16 protein-coding genes are annotated in these 17,948 nt (G+C 73.1%); 8 read left to right on the forward strand and 8 right to left on the reverse strand.

Annotated elements, in window-relative coordinates; translation table 11 throughout:
• Positions 1-251 precede the first annotated feature (251 nt).
• Positions 252-1,043 (forward strand): chaplin, encoded by a 792-nt coding sequence (locus tag ACZ7G3_RS33390; protein ID WP_470930229.1) that lies wholly within the window; start codon positions 252-254, stop codon positions 1,041-1,043.
• 87 nt (positions 1,044-1,130) lie between these two features.
• On the opposite strand, the gene ACZ7G3_RS33395 is transcribed toward ACZ7G3_RS33390, so the two are convergent.
• Entirely contained in the window at positions 1,131-1,319 is a 189-nt protein-coding gene (locus ACZ7G3_RS33395) for a DUF5703 family protein (protein ID WP_161163089.1), read from the reverse strand.
• A gap of 47 nt (positions 1,320-1,366) precedes the next feature.
• Here ACZ7G3_RS33395 and ACZ7G3_RS33400 point away from each other — a divergent pair, with 47 nt between their 5' ends.
• A complete protein-coding gene (locus ACZ7G3_RS33400; RefSeq protein WP_470930231.1) occupies positions 1,367-2,146 on the forward strand; it encodes a hypothetical protein in 780 nt (259 codons plus the stop codon).
• Positions 2,147-2,327: 181 nt separating this feature from the next.
• Here ACZ7G3_RS33400 and ACZ7G3_RS33405 read toward each other — a convergent pair whose 3' ends face one another.
• Together ACZ7G3_RS33405 and ACZ7G3_RS33410 are read right to left on the reverse strand one after the other, a co-directional pair.
• The gene (locus ACZ7G3_RS33405) at positions 2,328-4,898 is read right to left on the reverse strand and encodes a helix-hairpin-helix domain-containing protein (RefSeq protein WP_470930233.1); all 2,571 of its coding nucleotides are present in this window, start codon (positions 4,896-4,898) and stop codon (positions 2,328-2,330) included.
• The gene (locus ACZ7G3_RS33410; RefSeq protein WP_426603098.1) at positions 4,895-5,881 is read right to left on the reverse strand and encodes an aldo/keto reductase; all 987 of its coding nucleotides are present in this window, start codon (positions 5,879-5,881) and stop codon (positions 4,895-4,897) included. Before ACZ7G3_RS33410 ends, ACZ7G3_RS33405 begins: the two co-directional genes overlap by 4 nt.
• 112 nt (positions 5,882-5,993) lie before the next feature.
• Here ACZ7G3_RS33410 and ACZ7G3_RS33415 point away from each other — a divergent pair, with 112 nt between their 5' ends.
• Complete coding sequence (locus ACZ7G3_RS33415; RefSeq protein ID WP_426603100.1) at positions 5,994-7,049, forward strand: LLM class F420-dependent oxidoreductase; 1,056 nt, start codon at positions 5,994-5,996, stop codon at positions 7,047-7,049.
• A gap of 248 nt (positions 7,050-7,297) precedes the next feature.
• Positions 7,298-8,086, forward strand: a complete 789-nt coding sequence (locus ACZ7G3_RS33420) for a ferritin-like domain-containing protein (protein ID WP_470930235.1) — start codon at positions 7,298-7,300, stop codon at positions 8,084-8,086.
• Between the two features lie 15 nt (positions 8,087-8,101).
• Here the strand turns inward: ACZ7G3_RS33420 and corA are convergent, their stop codons facing one another.
• On the reverse strand, positions 8,102-9,097 hold the full coding sequence (gene corA / locus ACZ7G3_RS33425; RefSeq protein ID WP_470930237.1) for a magnesium/cobalt transporter CorA: 996 nt from the start codon (positions 9,095-9,097) through the stop codon (positions 8,102-8,104).
• Positions 9,098-9,158: 61 nt separating this feature from the next.
• Here corA and ACZ7G3_RS33430 point away from each other — a divergent pair, with 61 nt between their 5' ends.
• The 4 genes from ACZ7G3_RS33430 (at position 9,159) to mshC (ending at position 12,688) form a co-directional block, all read left to right on the forward strand.
• Positions 9,159-9,845, forward strand: a complete 687-nt coding sequence (locus ACZ7G3_RS33430; RefSeq protein ID WP_470930239.1) for a histidine phosphatase family protein — start codon at positions 9,159-9,161, stop codon at positions 9,843-9,845.
• 115 nt (positions 9,846-9,960) lie between these two features.
• A complete protein-coding gene (locus ACZ7G3_RS33435) occupies positions 9,961-10,551 on the forward strand; it encodes a DUF3090 domain-containing protein (protein ID WP_426603108.1) in 591 nt (196 codons plus the stop codon).
• Positions 10,515-11,345 (forward strand): SCO1664 family protein, encoded by an 831-nt coding sequence (locus ACZ7G3_RS33440; RefSeq protein ID WP_470930241.1) that lies wholly within the window; start codon positions 10,515-10,517, stop codon positions 11,343-11,345. The genes ACZ7G3_RS33435 and ACZ7G3_RS33440 overlap by 37 nt, the downstream gene beginning before the upstream one ends.
• A gap of 113 nt (positions 11,346-11,458) precedes the next feature.
• On the forward strand, positions 11,459-12,688 hold the full coding sequence (gene mshC, locus ACZ7G3_RS33445) for a cysteine--1-D-myo-inosityl 2-amino-2-deoxy-alpha-D-glucopyranoside ligase (RefSeq protein ID WP_426603112.1): 1,230 nt from the start codon (positions 11,459-11,461) through the stop codon (positions 12,686-12,688).
• A 61-nt stretch (positions 12,689-12,749) separates the two neighbouring features.
• On the opposite strand, the gene parJ is transcribed toward mshC, so the two are convergent.
• From parJ to glpK, 4 genes are all read right to left on the reverse strand, one after another.
• Positions 12,750-13,760: a filament polymerization regulator ParJ gene (gene parJ / locus ACZ7G3_RS33450; RefSeq protein ID WP_426603114.1), complete on the reverse strand. Its 1,011-nt coding sequence runs from the start codon at positions 13,758-13,760 to the stop codon at positions 12,750-12,752.
• Positions 13,761-13,923: 163 nt separating this feature from the next.
• A complete protein-coding gene (locus ACZ7G3_RS33455) occupies positions 13,924-14,595 on the reverse strand; it encodes a FadR/GntR family transcriptional regulator (protein WP_426603116.1) in 672 nt (223 codons plus the stop codon).
• A 156-nt stretch (positions 14,596-14,751) separates the two neighbouring features.
• The gene (locus ACZ7G3_RS33460) at positions 14,752-16,368 is read right to left on the reverse strand and encodes a glycerol-3-phosphate dehydrogenase/oxidase (RefSeq protein ID WP_426603118.1); all 1,617 of its coding nucleotides are present in this window, start codon (positions 16,366-16,368) and stop codon (positions 14,752-14,754) included.
• Between the two features lie 8 nt (positions 16,369-16,376).
• Positions 16,377-17,915: a glycerol kinase GlpK gene (gene glpK, locus ACZ7G3_RS33465; protein ID WP_470930244.1), complete on the reverse strand. Its 1,539-nt coding sequence runs from the start codon at positions 17,913-17,915 to the stop codon at positions 16,377-16,379.
• Between the last annotated feature and the right edge of the window lie 33 nt (positions 17,916-17,948).

Here is a 17,948-nt window from a genome sequence, read left to right on the forward strand (position 1 = left end):
CCCCCCCCCCCCCCCCCCCCCCCCCCCCTCCCCCCCCCCCCCCCCCCCCCCCCCCACCCAACCCCCCCCCCCCCCCCCCCCCCCCCCCCCCCCCCCCGCCGGCCTTTGGAAGACCTCCGGGGCTGGAGGCCGACGGCGGCGTCGGAACATTCGGCACCCTCGCTACTACGCGACTTCTCGCTACTACGCGACTTCTCGGTGCCACGGCACTTCTCGGTACCACGGGACCAGGGCAAGGCAGGGATTTGAAAATGCGACAGGGCACCCGCAAGGGCCTGATGACGATGGCGGCGGCCACCGGCGTGTTCGCCGCCGTGGGCGGCACCGCCCACGCGGACTCGGGCGCGTACGGCTCGAGTTCGGGTTCGCCCGGCGTACTGTCCGGCAACACGGTGCAGGCGCCGGTGCACGTGCCGGTGAACGTCTGCGGCAACACGGTCGACGTCATCGGCGTCCTCAACCCGGCGATGGGCAACTCGTGCGCCAACCAGGGCGGCGACACGTCCGGCACGTCCGACGGGTACGGCGACTCCGGCGGCCGGCCCGGCTCGGACGGAGGCTCGCACGCCGACGGGCACGCCACCGACTCACCCGGCGTAGCCTCCGGCAACCACGTCGAGGCACCGATCCATGTGCCGGTGAACGTGTGCGGCAACAGCGTCGACGTCGTCGGCGCCCTCAACCCGGCCACCGGCAACGACTGCGGCAACGGGGGTGGCGGGGATCACACCGCTCCGCCCGGCGGGGATCACGAGACTCCTCCCGGGGAGCCGGGCGATCCCGGGGAGCCGGGCAGCCCCGAAGCCCCAGAGGCCCCGGGTGAGCCCGGAACTCCGGACAGCCCGCCCGACTCGGGCGACGAGACACCGGGCGATTCCCCGGACGTCAGCGGGCCGGACACCCAGACCGTCGACCAGCCCCGGGGAGACGCGCAGCTCGCCGAGACCGGTAGTGGCGTGCCGCTCGGCCTCGCCCTGCCGGTGGGTGCGGGCGCGCTGCTCGCGGGCACGGTGCTCTACCGCAAGGCGCGCGCCTCGGCGTGACGCGGACCCGGCACGCACAGTGGGCCCTGCACCGGCGGGGCCCGCTCCGTCTCCGTCACCCGCGCGCGGCCGGGCCCCGTCACCGGCTCACCAGGTGGCGCGTACCTGGCGGATGATCCGCCGCCGCAGCCGCACCTTGCGGCTGCCGTCGCGCAGCAGGCTCAGGCGGTACAACTCCCAGTGTCCGTACTCGGCGTGGTCGGTCAGCAGACGTGTCGTCTCCTTGCGGGAAACCCCGCGCGGCACGTACACGTCGACAAATTCGTATTCCGGCATCGCATCTATTGTGCGGGCTGGGGCCCGGTACGGATAGCGTCTGCACTATGTCTGATGCTGCGCAGCCCACCGCTGCCGAGGTACGCGCCGCCGCCGAGGCGGTCAAGACCGCGCTCGACCGCCACCTGGCCGCGGTCGAACGCCGGTCGGGGGAGGACGACCCGACCGTCTACGACGCGTTCAACCAGCTGGCCGCGGCCGCGGAGGCGTACGACGAACTGCTCTACGACCGCTACGACGAGGTCACCCCCTTCGAGATCCCCGGCGCGGACGACTCGCTGCCGCCGTACACGGGCCCCGAGGAGCCCAACGCGCTGAGCGTGCTCATCCGCCGTGACTACGCCGTGGCCGAGCCGCAGCGGCTCATGGCCCAGGCCCGGCGGATCGAGGCGGCGGACGACGAGGGGGCGGGCGTGGAGGCCTCCGGCACGGTGCACGGGGCGCTCGGCCTCCTGTTCGGCGAGTTCGAGGCGGACGAGATCGCCTCCCGGCACAAGGAGTTCGGTCTGGAGGAGGGGGACTCCACGCTCTGGGTGACGGCCGCGGACGAGGCCCCCGATCCCGGCGAATGGCTGGAGGCCCCGTTCGAGCAGGTCGATCCGCAACGGGTGGTCTGCCGCTTCGACGTCAGCGCGGTGTTCGACGACGAATTCGACGACGGCCTCGACGACGAGGAGGACGACGAGGCCGACGACGGCGAGGTGGAGGAGTCGGCGGAGGACCTCGACGCGGGCCTGGACGAGGACGCGGACGATGACCTGGACACGGACGAGGACGACGACGAGGACGACGACGGTGAACCGGTGCGGGTGGAGGCGGATCGCTGAGCACCGGGAGCCGGGACGGACCGGACGGCGGATCCGGCCGGCCCTGACGGCATGACGCCGGCGGCCACGGGGGCGACCCTGTGGCCGCCGGCGTCGCGTCTGCCCGGGACGGCAGGCGCGGCCGTCCGGCGATGTCTTTCGGCGACGTGGCCGATGGACGTGGCCGGGCGCGCGCCCGGGGTCAGCCCTCCGAGGGGACCTGCGGCCGGAGCAGCACCGGCAGCCGGGTCGTGCGCGGCTTCGCCGGCACCTCGGCCACGGCCCGGGGCAGTGTCTGCTCCACGCCGTGCACCACGGACAGATGGCGGGCGGCCCGGCTGAACGCCGTGTAGACCCAGGGCCGGCTGAGCGCCTGCGCGGCATCGCCGGGCAGGACCACGACCACCGCGGGCCACCGGCCGCCCACCGCCTGGTGCGCGGTCAGTGCCCATCCGTGCCGTACGGACCGCTCCACCCGCTCCTTCGGCACGACGACGGCCTCGCCCGCGCACGACAGGTGCAGTCCGCCGGCGTCGGCCTTCACCACCCGGCCCGGCACCACCCGGCCCGGTGCGGGGGAGTAGGCGACACGGTCGCCCGGGTCGAAACCGCCGAAGCGGCCGGGGCCGGGGTTCAGCCGCTCCTTCAGCGCCGCGTTGAGCGCCCGCGTGCCCGCCGCGCCGCCGTGGCCCGGGGTGATCACCTGGGTCTCCTCGGTGGGGACGCCGATCGCGCGCGGCACCGAGTCCGCGACGAGCTGGACGGTGCGGTGCACGGCCTCGCCGGCGTCCCGCACCGGCACGATCACGACCTCCTTGCCGGGCGCCTCCACCTGGCCCAGCTCGCCGATGCCGATACCGGAGACCAGTTCGCCGAGCGGGCCGGGGTCCGGCCGCCGCGAGGCGATCTGGGGGCAGACCCGTGCCGCCAGCAGGTCCGCGAAGATGCGCCCGGGGCCCACGGACCACAGCACCGCCGGATCCCCGGCGAGCACCAGCCGGGCCCCGTCCGGCAGCGACTCCGCGAGCAGGGCGCCCGCCTCGACGTCCAGCTGCGGCGCGTCGAGCACGACGAGCAGGTCGAGGTCCAGCGCACCGTCCGCGTCCCGGCCCGGGCCCTCGGCCCCGGTCAGCAGCCCGGCCACGGTGACGGCGGCCGGACCGGCCGGTACGGCCCCGCCCGGGACGGTGGAGTCCGGGGGCCGTGGCGCGGACGGCGGGTCGCCCAGCAGTGCGGCGAAGCGGTCGCGGCCGAGCGGGCCGTGCGCGGCCGCCCAGGCGCGCAGGCCCAGGGCGTGCGCGGCGTGCAGCAGGGCCGCGGGTTCGGCCAGGGAGGCCTCCCCGCCGGTGTGCAGGACCAGGCCGTGGTCCGTGACGGCGCGGATCAGGTCGGCGGTGGAACCCTGCGCCGAGGCGGCGGCCTGCTCCCAGTCCGCCGCCCGGCCGTGCTCCTTCGGTACCGAGTTGACCAGCCGGGCCAGACCGTCGGCGAGGCTCTCCTCGGCGAGCGCGTACCGCTCCAGACCGACCAGGACCCGCACCGGGCGTTCCTCGCCTTCGTCCGCCCCCGCCTCCTCCGCCCCGCCGGTCGCTTCCATCGGGTTAGTCGGGTTCGTCGGGTTCGTCGCGGTGCCCGGGCGGGCGCCGGTCTCCTCCAGGGCGTCCTGGAAGGCCAGCGCCTCTCCCTCCGCGAGCGTGCTCTGCACGGCGGCGTCGGGGTCCGGCACGCCCCGCTGGGCCAGCGTGGCCGTGAGCCGGGGCAGCTCCAGGGCCGTGTGCCCGGCCAGGGCCGCCTGCTCCAGCAGCCACACCGTGATCGCACGGCCGCGACGCTCGTCGTCCGGGCCGCACGCCGCGCCGAGCAGTGCCCGGGCGAACCCGTCGGCCTGTTCCGGCCGTACTCCGCCGACCCGGAGCAGCTGCCAGGGGTCCGCGCGCAGTGCGTCCGCCGCCTCCTCCCCGAGGAGCGCGGCGGTCTGCGGTGCGAGTGCCTCGGGGGCGCCGCCCTCGGCCAGTACGCGCCGTACGGCCTGGACGACCTCCGGCGGGGGTCCCGCGGGCCCGGAGGCCGGCTCCGCCGGCACCGGCCGGGGCCGGCGCACCGGCTCCGGCGCGGCGCGGCGCGGCGCGGGCTCCGGGGCGCCGAAGACCGTGGCCGCGGGCTTCTCGCCGCTCTCCACGGCCCGCACGGCGGCGAGGAGATCGGCCGCCGTCCCGCTGAGCTTGGCCCCGGCGTCGATCGGCGCCTGCTTCTCGGCCTTCCGCCGCTCGATCCGCTCCCGCACGAGCCGCTGAGCGGCCAGCTCGGCCTCGGCCTCGGACACCTGCCCCGCCGCGCCGTCCGGCTGCCCCGCCGCGCCGGCCTCGGACTCCTGCCCCGCCGCGCCGTCCGGCTGCCCCGCCGCGCCGGCCTCGGACTCCTGCCCCGCCGCGCCGTCCGGCTGCCCCGCCGCGTCGGCCTCGGACTCCTGCCCCGCCGCGCCGTCATCGTCCGGCTGCCCGGTCGGCGCCTCGTTCCCGGCGCCGTCGGGTGCGAGCCCGGGCTCCGGGGCTGCCTCGGTGGCCCGGCCGCCGCCCGCGGCCTCCCCGGCGGCCGCCTCGTCGGCGTCGCCGGGCGCCTGCTCCTGCCCGGCGGCCCCGGTGTCGGAGGCTCCGGTGCCGGCCGGTACCTCGACGTCGGCCCCGTTCGCGGTGCCCGCGGTCTCCGGCCCGGCGTCCGCGGTGTCCGCGGTGTCCGCGACGTCCTCAGAGGCGGGCTCGGGCTCCGTGCTCACAGCGTGCTCCAGTCGTGATCGGGATAGCGGTGCACGGGCGCCGACACGTCGTCGAGAGCCCGGCAGATCTCGTCAGGAAGACTAAGGGTCTCCACTGACAACGCCGCCGTGAGCTGCCGAGCGTTGCGCGCGCCGACGATCGGGGCGACCACGCCGGGCCGGTCGCGGACCCAGGCCAGCGCCACCTGGAGCGGGGTCACCGCGAGCCCGTCCGCCGCCGTCGCCACCGCGTCCACGATGTGGCCGGCGGTGTCGTCGAGGTAGGGCGCGACGAACGGGGCCAGATGCTCCGAGGCGCCGCGTGAGTCGGACGGTGTCGCGTCCCCGCGGTACTTGCCGGTGAGGACCCCCCGGCCCAGCGGCGAGGAGGGCAGCAGGCCGATGCCCAGGTCCAGGGCGGCCGGCAGCACCTCGCGTTCGATGCCGCGCTGGAGCAGGGAGTACTCCATCTGCGTACTCGCCAGCCGGTTCCGTACGGCCGGCGCCGCCAGCTGCCAGGTCGCCGCCTTGGCCAGCTGCCAGCCGCAGAAGTTGGAGGCCCCCGCGTACCGGGCACGGCCGCTGCTCACCGCGACGTCCAGGGCGTGCAGCGTCTCCTCCAGCGGCGTGTGCGGGTCGTAGGCGTGCAGGTGCCACACGTCGACGTGGTCCGTGCCGAGGCGGGCCAGCGAGGCGTCCAGCGCGGAGAGCAGGTGGGCCCGTGAACCGTCGAAGCGGCGGTCGGGATCCGGCACGCTGCCCGCCTTGGTCGAGATCACCAGGTCCCGGCGCGGCACCAGCCCTTCCATGAGCCGTCCGAGCAGGTACTCGGCCTCCCCGTCGCCGTACACGTCCGCCGTGTCGACGAGGGTGCCGCCCGCTTCCCAGAAGGTCTTCAAGAGGTCCGCGGCGTCGTGCTCGTCCGTGTCCCGGCCCCAGGTCAGGGTGCCGAGACCGATGCGGGACACGCGCAGGCCGGTGCGGCCGAGATGCCTCTGCTCCATGAACGCCGACATTACTGGCCACGGCTTGCGCCGTGGGGGCCTGTGGACAACCGATTTCGCGCGCTAAGGTCGGGCCACCAGCCACGTTACTGATCGGTAAGGGGAATCGGCCATGCAGCTCGGGATCAACCTCGGCTACTGGGGTGCCGGAATGGACGCGGACAACCTGGCCGTCGCCCAGGAGGCCGACCGGCTCGGCTACGCCGTCTGCTGGGCCGCCGAGGCCTACGGCTCCGACGCGGCCACCGTGCTCACCTGGGTCGCCGCCCAGACCGAGCGCATCGACGTGGGTTCGGCCATCTTCCAGATCCCGGCCCGCCAGCCCGCGATGACCGCGATGACGGCCGCCACCCTGGACTCCCTCTCGAAGGGCCGATTCCGCCTCGGCCTCGGCGTGTCCGGCCCGCAGGTCTCCGAGGGCTGGTACGGCGTCAAGTTCGACAAGCCGCTCGCCCGCACCCGCGAGTACGTCGAGATCGTGCGCAGGGCGATGACCCGGGAGCGGCTGTCGTACGAGGGGCAGCACTGGACGCTGCCCCTGCCCGGCGGCCCCGGCAAGCCGATCAAGCTGACCGTGCACCCGCAGCGCGAGCACATCCCGCTGTACATCGCCGCGATCGGCCCGAAGAACCTGGAGCAGACCGGCGAGATCGCCGACGGCGCCCTGCTGATCTTCCCGTCCGCCGACCACCTGGAGGACACCGCGGTCCGGCACTTGCGCGCCGGGCGGGAGAAGGCCGGGAAGACCCTCGACGGCTTCGACGTCTGCCCGACCCTGCCGCTCGCCCTCGGCGACGACAAGGACGTCGCCGCGCTCGCCGACACCTTCCGCCCCTACACCGCGCTCTACGTCGGCGGCATGGGCAGCCGCAAGCAGAACTTCTACAACCAGCTCGCCCAGCGCATGGGCTACGAGGCGGCGGCCGCCGAGATCCAGGACAAGTACCTGTCCGGCGACAAGGAGGGCGCCGCCGCGGCCGTACCGCACGAGCTGATCGACCGGACCACCCTGCTCGGCTCCGTGGACCGCATCGCGGACCGGATGAAGGCCTACGCCGCCGCCGGCGTCACCACGCTGACGCTCGCCCCCGCCGGCTTCACCCTGGACGAGCGGATCGCCGCGCTCCGCGCCGGCACCGAGGCCCTGGAGCGCGCCGGACTGGCGTAGCGACGCAGGAGCGACCCCGGAAAGTTCTGCGGCCGTGGTGGGGGCTCGGGGGTCTTCCCCGCCACGGCCGTCACGGGGAACAACGCGCCCGCGTGCCCGTGGTTACGCCTCCTCGTGTTCCCGGCCGTCCTTCTTTTGGCTGAGTTGCCCGCCGCACCTGTTGCCGCCTCTCCGCTCCCGCACTTGACTCGTTCTTTGCGGAGTCTGCGGAACCTGCGAAACCCTGCACAGGCAGAGAGGTGCCACCGATGCTTTCGGCCAAGAGTCTGTTCCAGGAGATCCTCGACAACGACGAGTCGTTCCGTCTCTTCTGCTCCATCGCGGCCAGCGGGGAGACGCAGGGAGGCTGGGAGAACGCGCGCATCGCGGCGCTGGTACCCGAGAGCGAGCGCGCCCTCGCCCCCAAGATCACCCGGCACGGCGCCGACGAGGACAAGCACGGGCGGATCTTCAACGCCCTGCTGAAGAAGCGCGGCCTCGAACCCGTCGAAGTGCCGCCCGAGACCGACTACACCATGCTCCTGGAACGGCACGGCATCGGCCTCGCCCACGAGAAGCTCAAGGCCGACGAGCCGCTCACGGTGCGGGACGTCATCACCTACCTCGCGCACAGCAGGGTCACCGAGCAGCGCGCGGCCGAGCAGATGGCGATGCTCCTCAAGTACTTCGCGGACCACCCGGACCTGGGCCGGGCCGTCCGGATGATCTCGGCCGACGAGGACAACCACCTCGCGTACTCCCACGAGGAACTGCTCCGCTTCGCCGCCGCCGGGCACGGCCGGTACATCCAGCGGACGCTGCGCGAGTGCGCGCTCGCCGAGATCCGCGTCCACCGGGACGTCAGCCTCGCCGTGATGGCCCGCATGGGGAGCCTCCTCGGCTGGTCGCGCGCCAGGTCGGCGATGCTCGCGGCGGGCATCCACGCGGCGTACGCCTACGAGCGGCTGGCCGGCTGGCGCCGCATGGTGACGCTGCGGACACCCGAACGGCGCGACGCGCTCGGCGGACCCGCCACCGCGGCACCGGAGGTCGCCTGACCGTCCCGCACTCCCTCAGAGCCAGCCCCGCCGCTTGAACAGCCGGAACAGCAGCACCTCCAGCACGGCCATCACCGCGATCACCGCCGGATAACCCCATACCCAGCGCAGTTCCGGCATGTGCTCGAAGTTCATGCCGTAGATCCCCGCCACCATCGTGGGGACCGCTGCCATGGCCGCCCACGCGGAGATCTTCCGCATGTCGTCGTTCTGCCGGACGCTCGTCTGTGCCAGATGCGCCGAAAGGATGTCCGAGACGAGCCGGTCCAGATTCTCCACCGACTCGTTCACCCGCGTGAGGTGGTCGCTCACGTCCCGGAAGAACGGCCGTGCCCTGTCGTTCACGAACGGCACCCTGCCGCCGAACACCCCGGTCCCGGCCAGCCTGGCCAGCGGCGGCGCCAGCGGCCCGGTCGCCCGGCGGAACTCCAGGACCTGCCGCTTGAAGGTGTAGATCCGGGACGCCGTGCGCCGGGAGCCGCCGCCGTCCGGTGAGAAGACCTCGGCCTCCAGCTCCTCCAGGTCGTTCTGCAGCTCGACCGCCACGTCCAGGTAGTGGTCGACGGCGGCGTCCGCGATCGCGTACAGGACCGCGGTGGGGCCCTTGCCGAGCAGCTCGGGCTCGTGCTCCAGGCGCTGCCGTACAGCCCGCAGCGGGGCGCCCTCGCCGTGCCGGACCACGACCACGAACGCGTCACCCAGGAAGATCATGAGCTCGTCGGTGGAGACGGCGTCGCTCTCCGGCTCGTACACCACCGGCTTGAGGACGGCGAAGAGCGAGTCCTCGTAGACCTCCAGCTTGGGCCGCTGGTGCGCCTTCAGGGCGTCCTCCACCGCCAGCGGATGCAGCCCGAACTCCTGCGTGACCAGGTCGAACTCGTCCTCGGTCGGCTCGTGCAGCCCGATCCAGACGAAGCCGCCCGCCGTCCGCGCCTCGCCGAGCGCGTCGGAGAGGTCCTCGGGTCCGTCCGCGCGGCGCCCGTCCCGGTAGATGGCACAGTCGACGATCACCGAACGTGTTCTCCCTTCACCCCGGCGCCCGAGCACCGTGCCCTACGCCTACCCTGTCCGCATGCCCACGCTGATCCTGGTCAGGCACGGACGTTCCACCGCCAACACCGAGGGGTTGCTCGCCGGCTGGACGCCCGGCGTCGCCCTCGACGAACGCGGCGCCGCACAGGCCGCCGCGCTGCCCGGACGGCTCGCCGGCCTGCCGCTCTCCGAGGTCGTCACCAGCCCGCTGCAGCGCTGCCAGGAGACGATCCGGCCCCTGCTCGACGCCCGGCCCGAACTGCGGGCGCACACCGACGAACGGATCGGGGAGTGCCACTACGGCGACTGGTCCGGCCGCAAGCTCGCGGAACTCAAGGACGAGCCGCTCATGGAGGTCGTCCAGGCGCACCCCTCCGCCGCGGCCTTCCCCGGCGGCGAGTCCATGCGCGCCATGCAGACCCGCGCCGCCGAGGCGGTGCGCGAGTGGAACGCGCGCGTGGAGCGCGACCACGGCCCCGACGCCGTCTACCTCGTGTGCTCCCACGGCGACATCATCAAGTCCCTCGTCGCCGACGCACTCGGCCTCCACCTCGACCTCTTCCAGCGGATCTCCGTCGAGCCCTGTTCCGTCACCGCGATCCGCTACACCCGGCTGCGCCCGTTCCTCGTCCGTCTCGGGGACACCGGTGACTTCGCCTCCCTGGCCCCGCACGAGGAGCCCCCGGGCGACCAGGCCCCCGTCGGTGGTGGTGCGGGCGCACCGTGATCGTCGGCCGCAGTAGGGTGAAGCCGTCGCAGCAGTCCCCCTCGACTTCCCGCTTTCTCGCTTTCCCCGACTTCCCCGACTTCCCCGCTTTCCCCGACTTCCATGGAGACAGGACGTGTCCCGTCAGGTGTTCCTCTACGACCAACCGGAACGTTTCGTGGCCGGTACGGTCGGACTGCCCGGGCGCCGTACGTTCTTCCTCCAGGCCATCGCCGGCTCCCGGGTGACCAGCGTGGCCCTGGAGAAGACCCAGGTCGCCGCCCTCGCCGAGCGCATGGACGAACTCCTCGACGAGGTCGTACGGCGCAGCGGCGGGAGCACCGTCGTCCCCGCCATGGCGCCCACCGAGCCCGCCGACACCGCCCCGCTGGACACCCCCGTCGAGGAGGAGTTCAGGGTCGGCACCATGGCGCTGGCCTGGGACGGCGAGGAACAGCGCATGATCGTCGAGGCGCAGGCCCTCGTGGAGCTGGACGCCGAGTCCGAGGAGGACCTGGCGGAAGCCGAGGAGCGGCTCCTCCAGGACGAGGAGAACGGCCCCCCGATGCTGCGGGTCCGCCTCACCGGCGCGCAGGCCAGGGCCTTCGCCAAGCGCGCCCTCGACGTCGTCAACGCCGGGCGGCCGCCGTGCCCGCTGTGCAGCCTCCCGCTCGACCCGGAAGGACACGTATGTCCGCGCCAGAACGGATACCGCCGCGGAGCGTGACCACCGAAGCGGCGACCGCCGAGTTGCTCGCCCAGGGTGAACTGACCGTGCGCGGACGCATCCGGGACGCCTCGAACGCGGCGCTGTACTGCACGGTCACGCACGAGGGACGCGAGGCGGCCTGCGTCTACAAGCCGGTCGCGGGGGAGCGGCCCCTGTGGGACTTCCCCGACGGCAACCTCGCCCGGCGCGAGGTCGCCGCCTACGAGGTCTCCGAGGCGACCGGCTGGGGCCTGGTACCGCCCACCGTGCTGCGCGACGGGCCGTACGGCGAGGGCATGTGCCAGCTGTGGATCGAGGCGGTTCCGGACACGGAGCTGCTCGCCCTGGTCGAGGACGAGGAGCCGGGCCCCGGCTGGAAGGCGATCGCCCTCGCCGACGTCGGGGAAGGCCGCACCGCGCTGCTCGTGCACGCCGACGACGAGCGGCTGCGACGGCTCGCCGTGCTGGACGCCGTGATCAACAACGCCGACCGCAAGGGCGGCCATCTGCTGCCCGCGGGCGAGGAGCGGCTGTACGGCATCGACCACGGGGTGGCCTTCCACGCCGAGAACAAGCTGCGCACCCTGCTCTGGGGCTGGGCGGGCGATCCGCTCACCGGGGAGGCCCTGGCCGTGCTCGACACGCTCAGGGAGGCGCTGGAGGACGGCGGGACCCTGGCGACCCGGCTCGGCGCACTGATCACCCCCGTCGAACTCGGTGCCACGCGCGCGCGGGTCGAGGCCCTGCTGGCCTCCGGGAAGCACCCGGAGCCGAGCGGGGAGTGGCCGGCCATCCCCTGGCCGCCGGTGTAGGCACCGCCCACGGCCCGGCCGGCACAACGGCCGGCGCCTCGCAAGAGCGCCTTACCGGCCATCCGGACCGATCCGGTTCGTGTACGGAACATCCGTCCGGTTAGGCTCATGACATGCATGCCTGGCCCGCTTCCGAGGTCCCCGCCCTGCCTGGTCAGGGTCGCGACCTGAGGATCCACGACACCGCGACCGGAGGCCTGGTCACTCTCGACCCCGGTCCCGTCGCCCGCATCTATGTCTGCGGCATCACGCCGTACGACGCCACCCATATGGGGCACGCGGCGACCTACAACGCGTTCGACCTCGTGCAACGCGTGTGGCTCGACACCAAGCGGCAGGTTCACTACGTCCAGAACGTCACCGACGTCGACGACCCGCTGCTGGAGCGGGCCGAGCGGGACGGCGTCGACTGGACCGCCCTCGCCGAGAAGGAGACCGCCCTCTTCCGCGAGGACATGACGGCGCTGCGGATGCTGCCGCCGCGGCACTACATAGGCGCCGTGGAGGCCATACCCGGCATCGTCCCGCTCGTCGAGCGGCTGCGGGACGCGGGTGCGGCGTACGAGCTCGAGGGTGACATCTACTTCTCCGTCGAGTCCGATCCCCACTTCGGCGGTGTCTCCCACCTCGACGCCGCCGCCATGCGGCTGCTCTCCGCCGAGCGGGGCGGTGACCCGGACCGGCCGGGCAAGAAGAACCCGCTCGACCCGATGCTGTGGATGGCGGCCCGGGAGGGCGAGCCCAGCTGGGACGGCGGCTCCCTCGGCCGCGGACGCCCCGGCTGGCACATCGAGTGCGTGGCCATCGCCCTCGACCACCTCGGGATGGGCTTCGACGTCCAGGGCGGCGGCTCCGACCTGGCCTTCCCGCACCACGAGATGGGCGCCTCGCACGCCCAGGCGCTCACCGGCGAGTTCCCCATGGCCAAGGCGTACGTGCACGCCGGCATGGTCGGTCTCGACGGCGAGAAGATGTCCAAGTCCAAGGGCAACCTGGTCTTCGTCTCGAAGCTGCGCCGCGACGGCGTCGACCCGGCCGCGATCCGGCTGACGCTGCTCGCCCACCACTACCGCTCCGACTGGGAGTGGACCGACCAGGTGCTCCAGGACGCCCTCGCCCGGCTCGACCGCTGGCGCGCCGCGGTCTCCCGGCCCGACGGCCCGTCCGCCGAGGCGCTCGTCGAGGAGATCCGCACGGCCCTCGCGAACGACCTGGACTCCCCGGCCGCCCTCGAAGCGGTCGACCGCTGGGCCGCCCTCCAGCAGGAGAGCGGCGGCACGGACATCGGTGCGCCCGGTGTGGTGTCCCGCGCGGTCGACGCTCTGCTCGGGGTGGCGCTGTAAGGAGGCGCACCCACGGAGAACAGGGGCGCTTCCCGCCGGGAAGCGCCCCTGTTGCCGTCCGTCAGTCCTCCGACGACTCCTCGTCGTCCCCGCTCGCCTTCGGCGGCCTCGGCGGACGCGCACGGCCGCTGGGGTTGTCCCGCAGATACGGCGTCCCGGGCTGGCCTTCGCCGCCGTCGGCCGTGGCGTGGCCACCTGGTCCACCCGGCCCACCGGGTCCACCCGGTCCGGAGCCGTCCCGCCGCCGCAGGTACCGCTCGAACTCGCGGGCGATCGCCTCGCCCGACGCCTCCGGCAGCTCCGCGGTGTCCCGGGCCTCCTCCAGCGACTGGACGTACTCGGCGACCTCACTGTCCTCGGCCGCCAGCTGGTCCACACCCACCTGCCAGGCGCGCGCGTCCTCGGGCAGCTCGCCCAGCGGGATGCGCACGTCGATGAGGTCCTCCAGCCGGTTCAGCAGGGCCAGGGTGGCCTTCGGGTTCGGCGGCTGCGACACGTAGTGCGGCACCGCGGCCCACAGCGAAACGGCCGGTACGCCCGCGTGCGTGCACGCTTCCTGGAGGATGCCGACGATGCCCGTGGGCCCCTCGTACTTGGTCTCCTCCAGGTCCATGCGCCGGGCCAGGTCGGCGTCCGACGTGGTGCCGCTGACCGGCACTGGGCGGGTGTGCGGGGTGTCGCCCAGCAGGGCGCCCAGGACGACCACCAGCTCGACGCCCAGCTCGTGGGCGAAGCCCAGCAGTTCGTTGCAGAACGAGCGCCAGCGCATGGACGGCTCGATGCCGCGGACGAGCACGAGGTCGCGCGGTTTGTCGCCGCCGACCCGGATCACCGACAGCCTCGTCGTCGGCCACGTGATCTTGCGGACGCCCGCTTCCATGAACACCGTGGGGCGGTTGACCTGGAAGTCGTAGTAGTCCTCGGCGTCCAGCGCCGCGAACACCTCGCCCTTCCACTCCCGGTCGAGATGTGCGACCGCGGTGGAGGCGGCGTCGCCGGCGTCGTTCCAGCCCTCGAACGCGGCCACCATGACCGGGTCGACCAGCTCGGGAACCCCCTCGAGCTCGATCACCCAGCGCCTCCTTCCGACGTGCCCTCGCGTACCCCCCAACCTTACGGCGTGCCGAGGGGCCGCCCGCAGCCCCCTTGCACGGGGGAGTGACCGCATCACTGCCCCGTTACCGGCGGCCGGACACCCGCCGCCACCACCGGATCGGAGCCGGACCGGAGCCGGATCAGAGGGTGGAGCGCAGCCACTGCTCCACGGACGCGATGTGCACCGTCGCCCAGGAGCGTGCCGCCTCCGCGTCCCGGTCGCGCAGCGCGGCGAGGATCGCGCGGTGCTCGTGCAGGGTGCGGCTGACCGCGTCCTCCTGGGTGAGACCGCGCCAGACGCGGGCCCGGGTGGTGGGACCGGACAGACCGTCGAGGAGGGAGCAGAGCACCGAGTTGCCCGAGGCCCCCACGATGCCCCGGTGGAACTCCAGGTCGCAGGCGACCAGCTCCTCCACCGACGGTTCGGTGCCGAGGACGTCCAGCCGGGCACCGAGCGCGTCGAGCTCCCGGTCACTGATCCGGGAGGCCGCCAGCGCGGTCGCGGCCGGCTCCAGGATGCGGCGCACGGCGAGGAACTCCAGCACCGTGTCGTCTCGGTGGAAGTCGACGACGAAGCCGATGGCCTCCAGCAGGAGCTGCGGATCCAGGCTCGTGACATAGGTCCCGTCGCCCTGGCGCACGTCCAGGATCCGGATCAGGGACAGGGCGCGTACGGCCTCCCGCAGCGAGTTGCGGGACAGGCCGAGGCCGGCGGCGAGCTCGCTCTCCTTGGGCAGCCGGTCGCCGGGCCGCAGCGCGCCGGAGACGATCATGCCCTTGATCTTCTCGATCGCCTCGTCGGTGACCGCCACGGCCGACCTCCCTGTGCTTCAAAGCGTGCTCAGACATCCGATGTCTCACGCCATTATGGAGGTGGTGCCGCTTGAAAAGCACGCGCGGGAGGCGGTGGCTCCCCGGCACGGAGCCACCGCCTCCCGCTGGACCGGTGCCCGGCCCCGCCTCCGGTCCTACTTCTTGTCGAGCAGGTCCTGGACCTTGGCGCGGACGTCTTCCGTGGCCAGGCCGCGGATCGTCAGCGTCGTCCGCCGGCGCAGTACGTCGTCCTGCGTCTCGGCCCACTCGTGGTCCCGGGCCCACACGACCTGCGCCCAGATCTCCGGGGCGTCGGGGTGGACACGCTCGGCCAGCTCCGGGTTGTCGTTGGCCAGACGCGCGATGTCGAAGGCCAGCGAGCCGTAGTGCGTGGCCAGGTGCCTGGCGGTGTCCGCCGCCATCCGCGGGCCGGGCGCCGGGCCGTCCACCAGCAGCCGGTGCGCGACCGCGCGCGGGTTGGCGACGCCCGGCAGCGGCAGCTTCTTCGGCAGCGACGCGATCGGCTCGAAGTCGTCGCCCAGCGGGTGGCCCGGCAGCGCCTCCAGCTTCTTCATGACCGTACGGCCGATGTGACGGAAGGTGGTCCACTTGCCGCCCGCGACGGACAGCATGCCGCCCCGGCCCTCGCTGACGACCGTCTCGCGCTTGGCCTTCGCGGTGTCACCGGGGCCGCCCGGCAGCACGCGCAGACCCGCGAAGGAGTACGTGATCAGGTCCCGGTCGAGCTGCTGGTCGCGGATGGAGAAGGCGGCCTCGTCGAGGATCTGGGCTATGTCCTTCTCGTTGACCGCGACGTCCGCCGGGTCGCCCTCGAACTCCTCGTCGGTCGTGCCGAGCAGCAGCATGTCCTCCCAGGGGAGGGCGAAGGTGATGCGGTACTTGTCGATCGGGGTGGCCAGCGCGGCCTTCCAGGGCGCGGTGCGCTTGAGGACCAGGTGCGCGCCCTTGGACAGGCGGATGGACGGGGCCGCGTTCGGGTCCTCCATGCGCCGCAGGTGGTCGACCCAGGGGCCGGTGGCGTTGAGCACCAGGCGGGCGTTCACCCCGAACTCGTCGCCGGTCAGGCGGTCCTTCAGCTCGGCGCCGGTCACCCGCCCCTTGGTGAAGCGCAGGCCGGTCACCTCGGCGTGGTTGAGGACGACCGCGCCCGACTCGGCCGCCGCGCGGACGGTCATCAGCGCCATGCGGGCGTCGTTCATCTGGTCGTCGCCGTACACGGCCACGGCCTTGAGGTTGTCGGTGCGCAGCTCCGGCACGTCCTGCGCGGCCTTGGCCGGGGAGAGCAGGTGGCCGACGCCGTCACCGAAGGCGGACAGCGCCGAGTACGCGAACACACCGGCTCCCAGCTTCGCCGCGCCGTGCGGCCCGCCCTTGTACACGGGGAGGTAGAAGGTGAGCGGGTTCGCCAGGTGGGGGGCCACCTGGCGGGAGACCGCACGGCGCTCGAAGTGGTTCTCCGCCACCAGCTTCACCGCGCCGGTCTGCAGGTAGCGCAGTCCGCCGTGGAGCAGCTTGGAGGAGGCGGAGGAGGTGGCGCCGGCGAAGTCGCCGGCGTCGACCACGGCCACCCTGAGGCCGGACTGCGCGGCGTGCCAGGCGGTGGAGATGCCCAGGATGCCGCCGCCGATCACGAGAAGGTCGTACGACGCCTTGGAGAGCTGCTCCCGGGTCTCGGCCCGGCTCGGGTTCGAGCCGGAGGCCGGGTGCGTCCCCAGGGCAGGCACGGACTGCAGGGTGGACTGAGTGGTCATTGCGGTTCTTACTCCTCGTCCTCGAGCCAGCCCATGGTCCGCTCGACGGCCTTGAGCCAGCTCTTGTACTCACGGTCGCGGATCTCCGCGTCCATGCGGGGGGTCCACTCGGCGGCCCGCCGCCAGTTGGCGCGCAGGTCGTCGGTGCTGTTCCAGAAGCCGACGGCGAGGCCGGCGGCGTAGGCGGCGCCGAGGCAGGTGGTCTCGGCGACCATCGGGCGCACCACCGGGGCGTCCACGAAGTCGGCGAGGGTCTGCATCAGCAGGTTGTTGGAGGTCATGCCGCCGTCGACCTTGAGGGCGGTCAGCTCCACACCGGAGTCCTTCGTCATGGCGTCCGCGATCTCCCGCGTCTGCCAGGCGGTGGCCTCCAGGACGGCGCGCGCGAGGTGCGCCTTGGTGACGTACCGGGTCAGGCCGGCGATCACACCGCGGGCGTCGGAGCGCCAGTACGGGGCGAACAGGCCGGAGAAGGCCGGGACGAAGTAGGCGCCGCCGTTGTCCTCGACCTGCATCGCCAGGGTCTCGATCTCGGCGGCGGTGGAGATCAGGCCCATCTGGTCGCGCATCCACTGCACCAGCGAGCCGGTGACGGCGATCGACCCCTCGAGGGCGTAGACCGTGTCCTGGTCGCCGATCTTGTAGCCGACCGTGGTCAGCAGGCCCGAGTAGGAGTTGATGAGCTTGTCACCGGTGTTCATCACCATGAAGGTGCCGGTGCCGTACGTCGACTTGGTCTCGCCCTCGGAGAAGCAGGTCTGGCCGAACAGGGCCGCCTGCTGGTCGCCGAGCGCTGAGGCGACCGGGACACCGCCGAGCAGCTCGCCCAGTCTGCCGCCCTTGATCTCGCCGTAGACCTCGGCGGAGGAGCGGATCTCCGGGAGCATCTGCGTCGGCACGCCGATGGACTCGGCGATCCTGGCGTCCCACTGCATGGTGTGCAGGTTCATCAGCATGGTGCGCGAGGCGTTGGTGACGTCGGTGACGTGCTTGCCGCCGTTCACCCCGCCGGTCAGGTTCCAGATGACCCAGGTGTCCATGGTGCCGAAGAGCAGGTCGCCCGCCTCGGCGCGCTCGCGCAGGCCCTCGACGTTGTCGAGCAGCCAGCGGGCCTTGGGGCCGGCGAAGTAGGAGGCGAGGGGCAGGCCGGTCTCGCGGCGGAAGCGGTCCTGGCCGACGTTGCGGCCCAGCTCGCGGCAGAGGGCGTCGGTACGGGTGTCCTGCCAGACGATGGCGTTGTGGACGGGCTCACCGGTGTTCTTGTCCCAGACCAGCGTGGTCTCGCGCTGGTTGGTGATGCCGATGGCCTTGATGTCGTCGCGGGTGATGCCGGCCTTCTCGATGGCCCCGGCGACGACCTCCTGGACGTTGGTCCAGATCTCGGCGGCGTTGTGCTCGACCCAGCCCGGCTTGGGGAAGATCTGCTCGTGTTCCTTCTGGTCGACGGAGACGATGCGTCCGTCGCGGTCGAAGACGATGCAGCGGGAGGAGGTCGTGCCCTGGTCGATCGCGGCGATGAAGGGTCCGGCGGTGTGAGCGTCGGTCACTGTGTGCTCCTGGGGTTCCGTGGTGTGGGGCCG

It is taken from the genome of Streptomyces sp. NPDC037271 (assembly GCF_055603605.1).

Excerpts from the sequence above, each read along its gene's own strand:
- ACZ7G3_RS33390 (WP_470930229.1), top strand. The coding sequence starts at position 252 with ATGCGACAGGGCACCCGCAAGGGCCTGATGACGATGGCGGCGGCCACC.
- ACZ7G3_RS33395 (WP_161163089.1), bottom strand. The coding sequence starts at position 1,319 with ATGCCGGAATACGAATTTGTCGACGTGTACGTGCCGCGCGGGGTTTCC.
- ACZ7G3_RS33400 (WP_470930231.1), top strand. The coding sequence starts at position 1,367 with ATGTCTGATGCTGCGCAGCCCACCGCTGCCGAGGTACGCGCCGCCGCC.
- ACZ7G3_RS33410 (WP_426603098.1), bottom strand. The coding sequence starts at position 5,881 with ATGGAGCAGAGGCATCTCGGCCGCACCGGCCTGCGCGTGTCCCGCATC.
- ACZ7G3_RS33415 (WP_426603100.1), top strand. The coding sequence starts at position 5,994 with ATGCAGCTCGGGATCAACCTCGGCTACTGGGGTGCCGGAATGGACGCG.
- ACZ7G3_RS33420 (WP_470930235.1), top strand. The coding sequence starts at position 7,298 with ATGCTTTCGGCCAAGAGTCTGTTCCAGGAGATCCTCGACAACGACGAG.
- ACZ7G3_RS33430 (WP_470930239.1), top strand. The coding sequence starts at position 9,159 with ATGCCCACGCTGATCCTGGTCAGGCACGGACGTTCCACCGCCAACACC.
- ACZ7G3_RS33440 (WP_470930241.1), top strand. The coding sequence starts at position 10,515 with ATGTCCGCGCCAGAACGGATACCGCCGCGGAGCGTGACCACCGAAGCG.
- mshC (WP_426603112.1), top strand. The coding sequence starts at position 11,459 with ATGCATGCCTGGCCCGCTTCCGAGGTCCCCGCCCTGCCTGGTCAGGGT.
- ACZ7G3_RS33460 (WP_426603118.1), bottom strand. The coding sequence starts at position 16,368 with ATGACCACTCAGTCCACCCTGCAGTCCGTGCCTGCCCTGGGGACGCAC.